Source organism: Conexibacter sp. DBS9H8, from assembly GCF_023330685.1.
Lineage (GTDB): Bacteria > Actinomycetota > Thermoleophilia > Solirubrobacterales > Solirubrobacteraceae > Palsa-465.
Genome location: NZ_CP097128.1, coordinates 3,101,582 through 3,115,303 on the forward strand (window position 1 = coordinate 3,101,582; position 13,722 = coordinate 3,115,303).

Annotated in this window: 9 protein-coding genes; 6 read left to right on the forward strand and 3 right to left on the reverse strand. The window is 72.1% G+C overall.

The window, feature by feature from the left end:
* Positions 1-19 precede the first annotated feature (19 nt).
* Together M3M55_RS14775 and M3M55_RS14780 are read left to right on the forward strand one after the other, a co-directional pair.
* Positions 20-496 (forward strand): universal stress protein, encoded by a 477-nt coding sequence (locus tag M3M55_RS14775; protein WP_249010266.1) that lies wholly within the window; start codon positions 20-22, stop codon positions 494-496.
* A 283-nt stretch (positions 497-779) separates the two neighbouring features.
* Positions 780-1,700 (forward strand): type IV toxin-antitoxin system AbiEi family antitoxin domain-containing protein, encoded by a 921-nt coding sequence (locus tag M3M55_RS14780; protein ID WP_249010267.1) that lies wholly within the window; start codon positions 780-782, stop codon positions 1,698-1,700.
* A gap of 195 nt (positions 1,701-1,895) precedes the next feature.
* Here the strand turns inward: M3M55_RS14780 and M3M55_RS14785 are convergent, their stop codons facing one another.
* Positions 1,896-2,960: a low specificity L-threonine aldolase gene (locus M3M55_RS14785; RefSeq protein WP_249010268.1), complete on the reverse strand. Its 1,065-nt coding sequence runs from the start codon at positions 2,958-2,960 to the stop codon at positions 1,896-1,898.
* Complete coding sequence (locus M3M55_RS14790) at positions 2,957-5,161, reverse strand: DUF6421 family protein (protein WP_249010269.1); 2,205 nt, start codon at positions 5,159-5,161, stop codon at positions 2,957-2,959. The genes M3M55_RS14785 and M3M55_RS14790 overlap by 4 nt, the downstream gene beginning before the upstream one ends.
* 68 nt (positions 5,162-5,229) lie before the next feature.
* Between M3M55_RS14790 and M3M55_RS14795 the strand changes: the two genes are divergently transcribed.
* From M3M55_RS14795 to M3M55_RS14810, 4 genes are all read left to right on the forward strand, one after another.
* The gene (locus M3M55_RS14795) at positions 5,230-5,667 is read left to right on the forward strand and encodes an Lrp/AsnC family transcriptional regulator (RefSeq protein WP_371878770.1); all 438 of its coding nucleotides are present in this window, start codon (positions 5,230-5,232) and stop codon (positions 5,665-5,667) included.
* A gap of 75 nt (positions 5,668-5,742) precedes the next feature.
* Entirely contained in the window at positions 5,743-9,285 is a 3,543-nt protein-coding gene (locus M3M55_RS14800) for a homocysteine S-methyltransferase family protein (protein ID WP_249010271.1), read from the forward strand.
* Between the two features lie 148 nt (positions 9,286-9,433).
* The gene (locus M3M55_RS14805; protein ID WP_249010272.1) at positions 9,434-9,832 is read left to right on the forward strand and encodes a P-II family nitrogen regulator; all 399 of its coding nucleotides are present in this window, start codon (positions 9,434-9,436) and stop codon (positions 9,830-9,832) included.
* Positions 9,829-11,163, forward strand: coding sequence for an ammonium transporter (locus M3M55_RS14810; RefSeq protein WP_249010273.1), 1,335 nt, complete (start codon positions 9,829-9,831; stop codon positions 11,161-11,163). Before M3M55_RS14805 ends, M3M55_RS14810 begins: the two co-directional genes overlap by 4 nt.
* Positions 11,164-11,232: 69 nt before the next feature.
* On the opposite strand, the gene M3M55_RS14815 is transcribed toward M3M55_RS14810, so the two are convergent.
* Positions 11,233-13,647 (reverse strand): lysylphosphatidylglycerol synthase domain-containing protein, encoded by a 2,415-nt coding sequence (locus M3M55_RS14815; protein WP_249010274.1) that lies wholly within the window; start codon positions 13,645-13,647, stop codon positions 11,233-11,235.
* Positions 13,648-13,722: the final 75 nt, after the last annotated feature.

Consider the following 13,722-nt stretch of genomic DNA (forward strand, 5'->3'; position numbering starts at 1 on the left):
GCCCCAGAAGGAGACGACCGTGATTCTCATCGCCTACGACGGATCCGATGACGCGAAGGCGGCCATCGTCGAGGCGGGGCGCCTGTTCCCCGGAGACGCGGCGACCGTCGTCTGTGCCTGGCAGCATTTCCTCGACACGATGGCGCGGGCCGGGGCCGGGATCGGCATGGTCGTCGACTACGACACGATCGACCACGAAACCGAGCAGCAGGCCACCGCCCGCGCCGAGGAGGGCGCCGACCTCGCCCGCCAGGCGGGCCTCGGGGAGACGACCGCGGCGGCCCTCGGCGTGACGACCACCCTGGCGGACACGATCCTCGCTGAGGCGCGGCGCCGCCACGCGCGCGTGATCGTCGTCGGCTCACGCGGGCTCGGCTCGGTCAAGGCGTTCCTGCTCGGCAGCGTCTCCGGCGCCCTGCTGCACCACGCCGACCGGCCGGTTCTCGTCATCCCCTCCCCCGAGGTCGCCGCCCACCGGGCCGCCCACCTGACCTAGGTGGCCCGCGCTCGGGCGGTCCGCGCGACGGCGCCGCTCCGCCTGGGCCGTCCGCCGGGCCACGCTGGGCCGCCCGCCGGGAGGCGTCGCCCCCCGGGGTCCCGCCGCCTTCCCGGGCCAGGCGGACGGCGCCCCGCGGTCGACCACCTCGCCCACCCGACCGCCCAACCCTCACAGAACCGTCACGACACCCTCACGGTTCGGTCACGGATCGGCCCGTTCCGGGGGCTGGCTGGCACGATCGGCGGGTATGGGACGAGCCGAGACGAACGAGGGGGGAGAAATGCGTCGTAGCGACGCATTAGTCCCCCGTCATGACCGGGACCGGGTCCTCACCGTGCGGCTCAGGCGCGAACTCGTCATCAGCACCGCCGAGCTCACGTCGTACGGGTTCTCCCCCACCGAGATTCGCGGGCTCGTCACCCACGGCGACCTCCTCCGCCTCCACCGCGGCGTCTACGTCGACGGGCGCAGCGCACCCACCCCGTGGTGCCGGCTCAAGGCCGGCCTGCTCGCCGCCGGGCCGGACGCCTTCCTCAGCCACGCCAGCGCCGCCGCCGCCCGCCGCTACCGCCCGATCAACCCCCGTGACATCCACGTGACGGTCGTGGCCACCTCGACCCCGCAGATCGCCGGGATCACCGTGCACCGCAGCGCCCCTCCGGGCCCCGGCGAGGTGAGCATCGACCGCGGCGTCCGGGTCGCCACCCTCCCCCGGATCCTGCTCGACCTCGCCGCCACCGGCCCAGAGGCGGAACTCGCCGAGCTGATCACCGCCGGGGAGCGGCGCGGCAGCCTAGAGGCGGTGGCGGAGATCCTCGCCCGACACCCCCGCCGCCGTGGGAGCGGCCGTCTGCGCGGGCTGCTCGCCGGTCACCTCCGCACCGAGCTCTACAACTCCGGCTTCGAGCGGGCCTTCTGGACGTGGTTCGCCACCCAGGCCGACCTGCCACCCCCGGACGTGACCAACCTCCGGGTCGGCCCGTATGAGTTCGACGGCGTCTGGTACGCCCAGGCGCTCGTGCTCGAGCTCGACGGCCGCGCCTACCACCAGGCGCGCGCGGACATCGAGCGGGACCGGGCCAAGGACGCCTACGTCCAGCGGCGCGGGATGCGCATCCTGCGGGTCACCGACACGCGCTTCGAGCTCGACCGCGGCGGCGTGCACGACGACCTGAGAGCGTTCCTCCGTCAGGCCGCCTGACGGGGCGGCCTGACGGCCGGGGGGCCCGGCGGTTCAGTGGCCCGGCGGCCCGGCCTCCCGGCCTCCCGGCGGCCCGGCCTCCCGGCGGTCCGGCGGCCCGGCCTCCCGGCGGCCCGGCGGTTCAGCGGCCCGGCGGCCCGGCGGCCCGGCCTCCCGGCGGCCCGGCGGCCCGGCCTCCCGGCGCTCCGGCGGCGTTCAGACGCGCGCGACCGCGGTGGCGTCGGCGACCGCAGCGGCGAAGGCGTCGACGTCCGCAGCGGTCGTGTCCCAGGAGCACATCCAGCGCACCTCGCCGGTGCGCTCATCCCACGGGTAGAAGTCAAAGGCGCCCAGCAGCCGCTCCCGGGCGTTGCGGGCGATCACGGCGAACACGGCGTTCGCCTCCACGGGGCGGGTGATCTGCACGCCGGGGAGGTCGCCAACGGCGGCGGCGAGCCGCTGGGCCATCCCGTTCGCGTGGGCGGCGTTGGCCTGCCACAGCCCGTCGTCGAGCAGCGCGTCGAACTGGGCGGCGAGGAAGCGCATCTTGGAGGCGAGCTGCAGGCTCTGCTTGCGCAGCCACAGCATGCCCTCGGTGAGGGCGGGGTTGAGCACGACGATCGCCTCCGCCCCCATCAGTCCGTTCTTCGTGCCGCCGAAGGAGACGATGTCGGCCCCCTCGACGAGCTCGGCGAGTGACACGCCGCGGGTGACGGCGGCGTTGGCGAGGCGGGCGCCGTCAACGTGGACGAGCATCCCGTGCTCGTGGGCGAGGTCGGTGAGCGCGGCGAACGCAGACCGGGAATGGACGGTCCCCAGCTCAGTCGACTGGGTGATCGAGAGGACACGCGGAAGCACCGCGTGCTCGTCCGCCTCGCGGAAGGCGAGCAGGTCGGCGACCGCATCCGGGGACAGGCGCCCGTCCGGGGCGGTGACGGTGAGCAGCTTGAGTCCGCCGACCGCCTCGGGCGCGCCGGACTCGTCGGTGTGGATGTGGGCGTGCTCGGAGCAGACGACCGCCTGCCAGGGCCGGCAGCAGGCGCGCAGGGAGACGACGTTGGCCCCCGATCCGTTGAAGACGAAGAACGCCTCGGTCCCGCCGAGCTCGGCGGCGACCCGCGCGGCGACCGCGGTCGAGTACGGGTCATGCCCGTACCCGAAGGCATGCCCGGCGTTGACGGCGGCGATCCGCTCGAGCACCGCCGGGTGGATCGTCGCCGTGTTGTCGGAGGCGAAGCCGCGACGGGGCTCGCCGCCGGCCTCGGCGGGTGCCCCGCTCACGCGAGCGCCGGGGTCGTCACGGGAGCCGGCGCCGGCGGCGCGGCCGGCGCGTCGGACGGAGCGGTCGCGGCGGCGGTCCCGCCGGTCGCCTGCGCGGACACGGTGGGCGCGCCGGCCGCGACCGACACGTCGAGCTTGGCCTTCAGCGTCGCGTAGAAGATCGAGAGGGGGAACTCGTCGGGGAGCACGAGGTCACAGTATGGCCGCGGATCCTCCAGTTCGGTGAAGTCGCGCACCCCGGCGACCCAGCGCGATCCGGTCGCCGGTGCCACGACGGCGGCGATCAGATCGTGGGCGGCGGACCAGTGCTGAAGCTTCGTCCGGTCGATCCCCGCCCGGTAGAGCGCCTCGATCTGCTCGCGCAGGGCGAGCACCCCGGCGCCGACGCGCTCCCAGGCGACCGTGAGCCGGTTGTCGGCCCAGCTGAGATCGCCGCGGCGGTGCAGCCAGGCGAACAGGAGCTGGCCGCCGAGCCCGTCGTAGTTACGGACCCGGGAGCCGGTGATCGGGAAGCGCAGCAACCGGTCCAGCAGGATCGCGTACTGAACGTAGCGGGCGAAGCTGACCCCGTCGGCCTCCAGCTCGAGCGACTGGGCAAAGGCGGTGAGGTCACAGCGCAGCTCCTCGAGTGAGTACATCCAGTAGGGCGAGCGCTGCCGGATCATGAACGGGTCGAAGGGCAGCTCGCCGTGGGAGTGCGCGCGGTCGTGGATGAGGTCCCAGAGGATGTAGGCCTCCTGGGCGATTCCGGGGGAGGCGAGCATCCGGGCGGCATCCGGGGGCAGGTTGAGCGCCAGCAGGTCCGCCGCCGCCGTCGCCACCCGGCGCAGACGGGCGGACTCGCGGTCACAGAAGATCGCCCCGAAGTGGTTGGGCGGCCGGTCGGAGGTGGCGACCATCTCCGGGAACAGCACCGCGCAGTCGGAGTCATAGCCGCGGGTCGCGTCGATCAGCTCGACGGGCACGAACTTCGGGTTGTCAAACCGCGTCGCCTCCAGCTCGGCGATCCAGTCCGGCCACGGCACCCGGACGACGAGGGTCTCAAAGCACGTGTCGCGTGACCCGTTCTGCTTGTACATCGGGAAGAAGACGAGGTGGAGGCGTCCGTTGGCCCGGTCGGTGTCGGGACGGAACGCCTCGAGTGAGGCGCTGAAGTCGGGCCGGGCGAACCCTTCGGTGCGCCAGCGCTCGAGGTCGGCGGCGGCGAGGGTCAGGTACTCGGCCTGGTCGGGGATGCGCTGCGCGGCGGCGCGCAGTTCACGGGCGATCACCTCGACGTGCGCGGCGGCCTCAGCCACGTCAGCCCCCTCGGCGAGCGAGCCGTCCGGGGCCTGGAGAAGCCCAAGGGCATTGGTCGCATCCCGCAGCACCCCCCAGTTTTCGGGGAGGGCGACCTCCGGGGCGGCAACCCCCGGGGCGAGTACCCCCGACGCGGCATCCGCCGCCCCGTCGACGCCGGCGACCCGCGCCGCCCAGAGGCAGAGGTTCTCCCACAGCTGGCGGTGCGAACCGGCCCCGATGCAGTCGTCGCCGAACAGGTCCGAGTCGGCGAGGACAACCACGCGTCCCCGCCCGGCCTCAACGCTCACCGCAAGCGCGGCGCTCGGGACCGACGCGGTCGGGTACGTGCGGGCGAGCACCCGGGCGCCGGACGGTGCCTCGATCGTCGTCGCCCGGTAGAAGACGACCTCGTCGACCCGGGCGAGGAGGTCGCCACCGGACCCGCGGCCACCGTCGCCAAGGCGCGCGCGGACCCAGCTCGGGGTGGCACCGGCGTGGTGCTCGTAGTCCTGGACGGTGTGGTTGGCGAGGCTGACCCCGAAGCGGTGCAGCAGCTCGTTGAGGTTGTTGGCGTACTTGGCCTGCTCGGTCTCCCCGAGGACGATCAGGCCACCGCCGGCCCGGACGTGGGCCTCGATCGCGTCGAGCTCCCCCGCGCTGAGCTGCGGTGAGCCGACGCCGGTCGTCGCCTCCCACTCCGGTGCGGACGGGTGGGCGATGACGAGCAGGTCGGCGTCGGCGAGCCTGTCCGCGTCGAGGAGCCCGTCCGCGTGCGCGGAGACGACCGCCCCGCGGTCGGCCAGCACGCGGGCCGCCGTCGCGTAGGAGGCGTCGGCGGGGTGGGACGGCTGCATTGTCATGGCCAGGTCCGGCCGGATGGTCCAGGCCTCCGAATGGGCCTCATCGAAGATCACGCGCATGAGAACAAGCCTAAGCGGAGCCAGTACGGATTTCGACGCCGATTATCTGCGAGTCTGTGCAAGAATCTATTGCAATGGACGGGGTTGACCGGCAGATTCTTGCGCTCCTGCTCGCGGACGGCCGCAGCACCTACGACGCGATCGCCGCGCAGGTCAACCTGTCGGCTCCGGCGGTCAAACGGCGGGTCGACCGGCTCCGCGAGCAGGGGGCGATCCGCGGGTTCACGGCGATCGTCGACCACGCCGCGCTCGGCGCGACGACGGAGGCGCTCGTCGAGCTGTTCTTCGCCCCGGGCACCCAGCTCGACGCCGTCTCTGCCCGCCTCGCCCACTTTCCGGAGGTGCTCGAGGCGTGGTCGGTGACCGGGGAGGCGGACGCGATCGCTCGGGTCCGCACCGCCGACAACCGCGACCTCGAGCGGCTCATCCGCGACCTCCAGCGCGACGGGGTGCTCGAGCGCACCCGCACCCAGGTCGTCCTCTCCCGGCTGCTGCCGCGGGAGTGAAACGGGCTGGGCTGACGTTCCCCACCGCACCCAACCTTGACAGGAGAGCGTCAAGGTTTCAGTACCCTGACTGACATGCGTGATTTCCTCGCCGCCATCCGTGACCGCGTGATCGTCTTCGACGGCGGGATGGGCGCCACCCTCGAGATGTGCGACCTCAGCCTCGAGAACGACTACCGGCTCCCCGGCCGGGCCCATGAGGCACTCGTGCTCAACCGGCCCGACGTGATCGAGGGCGTGCACGCGAGCATGGTCGACGCCGGCGCCGAGGTCGTCGAAACCTGCACCTTCCAGGCTTCGCGGCTCAGGCTCGCCGAATGGGGCCTCGAGGCGCACACGACCGAGATCAACCGGCGCGCCGCGGAGATCGCCCGCCGAGCGGTCGGCGAGCACCGCTTCGTCGCCGGCTCGATCGGCCCGACCGGCTTTCTCCCCGCCTCCGATGACCCGACCCTCGGCGACATCTCCTTCGCCACCCTCGTCGACGTCTTCACCGAACAGGCCCGCGGACTGATCGAGGGCGGGGCCGACCTGATCATCATCGAGACCGCCCAGGATCTGCTGGAGGTCAAGGCGGCGATCTTCGGCGCACGGGAGGCGTTCACGCAGACCGGTCGGCGCCTGCCGATCCAGACGTCGGTGTCGCTGCTCCCCAACGGCGGGAAGATGCTGCTGGGCACCGACATCGCGAGTGTGCTGAGCACCCTGAGCGCGCTCGAGGTCGACGTGATCGGGCTCAACTGCTCGACCGGCCCCGAGGACATGCGGGACGCGATCCGCTTCCTCGGCGAGCACTCGCACCTGCCCGTCCACTGCATCCCGAACGCCGGCCTGCCGCTGCAGGGTCCGGACGGGGAGACGATCTTCCCCGAGCAGCCCGGGCCGCTCGCGGAGGTGCTCGGCGAGTACGTGGAGCGCTACGGGGTCGGGATCGTCGGCGGCTGCTGTGGGACGACCCCCGCCCACATCGCCGCGATCCGCGAGCGGGTCGGCTCCCTCACCCCCACCCCGCCCCGGCGTGAGCGGTGGGCGGCCCACCAGCTGTCGAGCATGATCGCCGCCACCCCGCTCGTCCAGGATCCGCGCCCGACCCTCGTCGGCGAGCGGGTCAACGCCCAGGGCAGTCGCGCCGCCAAGGAGCTGCTGCTCGCCGACGACTACGACGGCCTCGTCCAGATCGCCGAGGATCAGGTCGCCGGCGGCGCCCACGTCCTCGACCTCTGCGTCGCGCTCACCGAACGCCAGGACGAGGCCGCCCAGATGCGCGAGCTCGTCAAGCGGATCTGCCTCACCCAGCCGGCCCCGATCCAGATCGACTCGACCGAGCCGGAGGTGATTGAGGCGGCGCTCGAGCAGATCCCCGGGCGGGCGATCGTCAACTCGGTCAACCTCGAGGCCGGCCCGGACAAGCTCAACGTCGTCGCTCCGCTCGCCAAGGCGCACGGGGCGGCGCTGATCGCCCTGACGATCGATGAGGTCGGGATGGCCAAGACGCGCGAGCGCAAGCTCGAGGTCGCCGAGCGGATCGTCGAACTCGTCGGCCACCACGGTCTCGCCCCCGAGGACCTCATCTTCGACTGCCTCACGTTCACCCTGACGACCGGGGATGAGGAGTGGCGTCCCTCCGCGGTCGAGACGATCGAGGGGATCCGGCTGATCAAGGCGCACATCCCCGGGGTACAGACGAGCCTCGGGGTCTCCAACGTCTCCTTCGGCGTCGGCCTCCCCGCCCGCCAGGCGATCAACAGCGTGTTCCTCCACCACTGCGTCGAGGCCGGCCTTGACCTCGCGATGGTCAACCCGAACCACATCATCCCCTACGGCGAGATCCCGCCGCTCGAGCGCGAGCTCGCCGACGACCTCGTGTTCAACCGCCGTGAGGACGCGCTCGAGCGCCTGATCGGCCACTTCGAGTCGAAGGGGACGACGGAGGAGGCGACCACCCGCGCGGACCCGACCGAGGGGATGGAGCCCGAGGCGGCGCTGCACTTCCACATCCTCCGCCGGCGCAAGGAGGGCGTCGAGGCGTGGATCGACGCGTGCGTGGAGAAGATCGGCGCCGTCCCAACCCTCAACGATGTGCTGTTGCCGGCGATGAAGGAGGTCGGCGACAAGTTCGGAGCCGGCGAACTGATCCTCCCCTTCGTCCTCCAGTCCGCAGAGGTGATGAAGCGCGCGGTCGCCCAGCTGGAGCGCTACCTCGACCGGATCGAGGGTTACAGCAAGGGGACGGTGGTGATCGCCACCGTCTTCGGGGACGTGCATGACATCGGCAAGTCGCTCGTCAACACGATCCTCTCCAACAACGGCTACACCGTCGTCGACCTCGGCAAGCAGGTGCCGATCTCCCGCATCCTCGAAGCCGCCCAGGAGCATCGGGCGACCGCGATCGGACTGTCGGCGCTGCTGGTGAGCACCTCAAAGCAGATGCCGCTCGCCGTCCAGGAGCTGCACGCCGCGGGCCTCGAGTTCCCGGTCCTGATCGGCGGCGCGGCGATCAACCGCAACTTCGGCCTGCGGATCCTCTACCCCCACGGCCGCGACTCCGACGAGATCTACGCCCCGGGCGTCTTCTACTGCAAGGACGCCTTCGAGGGCCTCGCGGTGATGGACCGGCTCGTCGACGACGAGGCACGGACGGCCCTGGTCCAACAGACCAGGGCCGCCGCCACCGCCCTGCGCGAGCGTCCCCCCGAAGCGCCCTCGAACCTGCCCCCGACGACCGACGCGTCGGTGCGCAGCCCGGCGGCGACCGACGTGCCCGTGCCGACTCCGCCCTACTGGGGGGTGCGTGAGGTTCCCGTCGACCTCGCCGAGGTGTACCGCCACCTCGACACCCACGTGCTGTTCAAGCTCCACTGGGGCGGTCGCGGGGTCAAGGGCGAGGCGTGGGACACGCTCGTCGCCGAGGACTTCAAGCCGCGGCTGGAGCGGATGTGGGCGACCCAGGACTACCTGCATCCGCGGGCCCTGCTCGGCTACTTCCCCGTCAACGCGGACGGCAACGAACTGATCGTCTGGGATCCAGACGGGTTCGATCCCGACGCCCCCCGTGAGCTCGAGCGCCTCTGTTTCCCGCGCCAGCCCGGCGGCGAGCGGATCTGTCTCGCCGACTTCTACCGGCCGCTCGGAGCCGGCGTCGACGTCGCGGCGATCCAGGCGGTCACCGCCGGGGACGAGGTGACCGAGCGGATGGCCGCCCTGGAGGCCGACGGCGAGTTCGCCGAGCAGCTGTTCGTCCACGGCCTCGGCACCCAGTGTGCGGAGGGAATGGCCGAGTGGCTGCACGCCCGTGCCCGCGCCGAACTCGGGATCGGACCGACCCAGGGGCGGCGCTACAGCTGGGGCTACCCCGCCTGCCCGGACCAGTCCGAGCATGAGAAGGTGTTCCGGCTCCTCGACGCCCCGCAGATCGGGCTGCGCCTCAGCGGCGGCTTCGCCCTCGAGCCCGAGCAGTCGACGCTCGCGCTCGTCGCCCACCACCCCCAGGCCGACTACTTCACGATGCGACACGGAACCCTGCCCCGAAACGCCCGCCAGGCTGCGGATGAGGTGATCGCCGGGTCTGAGAAGGATCCGACTCAGCTCACGCGGCTGACGGACGCGGACCCGGCCTGAGCGCGCGGACCCGGCCTGAGCGCGCGGACCGTTCAGCCGCGCGCGGACTGACTTGGCCCTCTGGCCAAGTAATGACCGACATGGCTGGCCATATCTATCCAACTGGATAAGGCCATCTGGCTAAAGGCGGTCTAGCCTCAGGCGCCGAATGAAGCTCGTGATCGGAATCGTGCGGCCGGAGAAGGCCAATGACGTGCTCGAGGCGCTCTACCGCGCGGAGGTGAAGGGGATCACCCTCAGCCGGGTACAGGGACACGGGGGCGAGCTCGAGCGGGTCGAGACCTACCGGGGGACGACGGTGAAGATGGGTCTATCAGAGAAGGTGCGCTTTGAGATCGCCGTCTCGGACGGCTTTGTCGATGTCGCCGTCGACGCCCTCGCCGTCGGGGCGCGCACCGGGGATGTCGGGGACGGCAAGATCTTCGTCGTCGACCTCGAACGGGCCGTGCGGATCCGCACCGGGGAGACAGACGTGGAGGCGGTGACGCCGGTGACGGCGCGCAGCCCCGGTGCCCAGCTGCGGATCGACGCGGAGGGGACGTTGTGACCGGCGGTCTGCTCATCGCCGCCGCCGGAACCGGACACGGTTCCGTCAGCGCCGGGGACACCGCGTGGATGCTCATCGCGACGGCGCTCGTGATGATGATGACTCCGGCGCTCGGCCTCTTCTACAGCGGCCTCGTCCGGGCCAAGAGCACGCTCAACACGTTCATGATGAGCCTCGTGGCGCTCGGGATCGTCACGATCACCTGGACGCTGCTGGGGTATTCGCTTGCCTTCTCCCACACCGCCAACGGGTTCATCGGCGGGTTCCACTTCGCCCTGCTCGCCCACGTCGGCTTCGGCGCCCAGCCGGGGACCCACATCCCCCAGCTCGTCTACTTCGCCTTTGAGGCGACGTTTGCGATCATCACCGCGGCGCTCGTCTCCGGCGCGGTCGTCGAACGGGTTCGCTTCCCCGCCTTCCTCGTCTTCATGACCCTGTGGTCGCTGCTCGTCTACCCGGTGCTCGCCCACTGGGTGTGGGGCGGCGGCTGGCTCGCCCAGCACGGCGTCCTCGACTTCGCCGGCGGCGTCCCGGTGGAGATGGGCTCCGGATTCGCCGCCGCCGCGGCGGCGATCGCCGTCGGCGCCCGCCACGACTACGGCCGCAAGGCACTGCTTCCCCACAACGGGATGTACGTGCTGATGGGCGCCGGCCTGCTCTGGTTCGGCTGGTTCGGCTTCAACGGCGGCTCGGGGTTCTCGACCGGCCACGCCTCCGTGCTCGCCTTCGTCAACACGCTGCTCGCCCCGGCGGCGACCCTGACGGTGTGGCTGGCGCTCGAGTTCCGCGCCAACGGGCGCCCGACCGCGATCGGCGCCGCGACCGCCGTCGTCGTCGGCTGCGTCGGCATCACCCCGGCGGCCGGCTACATCAGCCCGGTCGCCGCCCTCCTGCTCGGGGCCCTCGCCGCGCTGCCGAGCTACGCGGTGATCCTGTGGCGACCCCGCACCCGCCTGGATGAGTCCCTCGACGTGCTCGGCGCACACGGGGTCGCCGGGTTCTGCGGGATGATCTTCATCGGCCTGTTCGCCCAACGCTCCTGGAACGGGGTCGCCAACGGCGCCCTGTTCGGGCACCTCGGCCAGCTCCTCTGGCAGGCGATCGCCGCCACCGCCGGCCCGGCCTACGCCTTCCTCGCCACGTTCGCGCTGCTCAAGCTCGTCGGCAGGGTGATGCCCCTCCGCGTCGAGCCGGCCGGCGAGGCGCTCGGAATGGACGTGCTCCAGCACGGCGAGGAGGCCTACAGCACCGGGGAGGGCGCGATCCTGCTCCACCCCGACGAGCTCGATCCGGCTCCCCCGCGCCGGCCGCGGGTCGGCGCCGAGGTCTGACCGGACCGCCCCAGGGCGCGCGGGCGCCCGGGTTCGTCGGCCCGCGTTCACCCGGACCGCTGCAAGACGCTAGATCCGTTCGACGGCGCGCGGGGCGGCGGCGTACGGGGAGCCGACGACCCGCGGGGCGAGCGTCACCGGGCTTGTGTGCATCGCCCGCAGGCGCACCTCCCGCCAGGACATCCCCTCCTTGAGCAGGGCCGGGGTGCCGAGGAGGATGGCGGTCACCACCTCCACGGCCTGCAGGATCACCCCGTAGGCGACGCCGGTGCCAAAGCCGATGTGCCAGCCGGTGTGCAGCACGGTCGCGCACGCGGCCTGGAACACCCCGAGGTTGGCCGGCGTGGCGGGCAGGACCGCGGTGACGTTGACGGCAAACAGGACCGCGGCGGCGCCGGCGAAGCCGGTGCGCGTGTCAAGGCCGAGGGCGGCGAGCAGCAGGTAGCAGGAGAGTGCCTGCAGCGCCCAGGCGAGGAGCTGGAAGAAGGTTGCCTGGATGCCGAGCCGCGGGTGGCGGTAGACGGCGAGACCGACGCGCACCCGGGCCATCGCCCCGTAGCCGGACTCGAGGGCCCGGCGGAGACGGGCAAAGCGGCCGGTCTGGCGGGCGTAGCGCAGCAGCGCGGGCGCGGCGATGACGGCGAGCAGCAGCAGGGCGGGGGCGACCGCCACGAACAACAGCGCGGACTCGTGCCCGCTGAAGAAATTGACCGAGCTGAACATGATCGCCGCGAGGATGAGCAGGGCGAGCAGGTTCATCAGGGTCTGGGAGACGATCGTGCCGAGGACGATCGGCAGGTGCTCGCGCGGCCGGCCGGTGCGGCGGGCGACGACGAGAGCACGAGCGGGCTCACCAAGCCGGGCCGGCAGCGTCGAGGACATCAGCACGCCGATCATCGTCCCCTGGGTCGAATCGGCAAGCCGCACCTTCACGTCCGGTAGGGCGGCCGTGAGGATCGCCTGCCAGGACACGGCCCGCATCATCATCGCCGTGCACATCACGACGAGCCCGAGCACGACGTCGATCGGACTCGAGTTGATCAGCGACGAGGTGATGTGGGAGATGCCGATCTGCTGGACGGCGAGGTACGCCAGCCAGACGGCCGCGAGGGCGGCGAGCGCGACCACCCCGCGGCGCAGCGGCGCCACCCAGCGCCGGCCCGTGCGCACCCCGGGAGCGGGCGGGTCGAGGGAGGCGAGCCGCCGGGGGCGGACGGACGCAAGGCCGTCGGCGGGGAGCGCGCCGATCCGGACGGCGAACTGGCCGAGCGCCGAGTCGGGGGCGGCGACCGCGCGGGCCTGTGCGTAGACGTCGAGCACCTCGGCGGCAACCCGCTCCCACGCGAACCGAGCCACGGTGTCCGCGGCCGCCCGCGCGAGCCGGCCCCGCCGCGCCGGGTCGTAGTAGAGCTCGCGCAGGGTCTCGGCAAGGGCGTGGGCGTCCCCGGCGGGAACGAGCAGCCCGTCGACACCGTCGGTCACGACGTCCCGGTACCCGGCGATGTCGGAGGCGACGATCGTCGTGCCGGCCGCCATCGCCTCCGTGAGGACCATGCCGAAGGACTCGCCGCCCAGAGACGGGGCGACGAGGACGTCAGCGGCGGCCAGCTCGGACTGCTTGACCGCATCGGACACCTTGCCGAGGATGCGGACGCCGGTACCGTCGAGCATCAGCGGCTCGAGCTCGTCGGGGCTCGGACCGAGCACGGTCAACTCGGCGGGGACGTGCTCACGGACCGCCTCGAACGCGCGCAGCAGCATCGGCAGGCCCTTGCGGGCCACCGCCTGCCCGATGAACAGGAGATTGAGCGGCCGGGCCGCCTCGAAGATCGGACCCTCCCCGCTGCCGGCGGGACAGCCGGCGGCGGTGCAGTCCTCGACCGGAAGCGCCTCGACCCGGGCGCTGAGGGCCGTCGGGTTGACGTGAACGCCGTTGGGGATCACCCGGTAACGGCCGCCGAACCACCGTCGTCCCGTCCAGGCGGCCGCCTCCGACACGGCGATCCGCGCGTGCAGATGGTTCATCATCGCCCGCGCGCCAAAGGCGGTGGCGATGTGGTTGGGCAGCGCCTTGACCGAGTAGGAGTGGTAGGTCCCGACCAGCGGGACATCGGGGACGAGAGAGGCGATCCAGCCGACGAGCGGGGCGACCGGCTCGTGGATGTGGATGACGTCGAAGTCGCCGCTGCGCAGCTCCCGCGCGAGGCGCGCCTGAGCCCGCGGCCCGATCGACAGGTTCGACACCGAGCCGTTGGCGGCGAAGCCGACGGTCCGTCCGATCGGCGTCAGGTACGCGGGGGCAGGGAGCGCCTCGGGAACGGCGCCGCGGTGAGTGAGCGTCGCGAACCGGTCGGCCGGGTCATAGGGGGCGAGGACGCGGACCTCATGTCCAGCCGCGACGAACTCGTCGGCGAGGGCCGCGATGTGCCGCGTCACGCCGCCCGGATAGGTCCAGGAGTACGGCGACACGAGGGCGATCCTCATCGCCGCCATGTTACCGCGTGAATCGTTAGGTTCCTGCGCAACACCCGCGGGAGAGTCCGGACTGTCATCATCTCC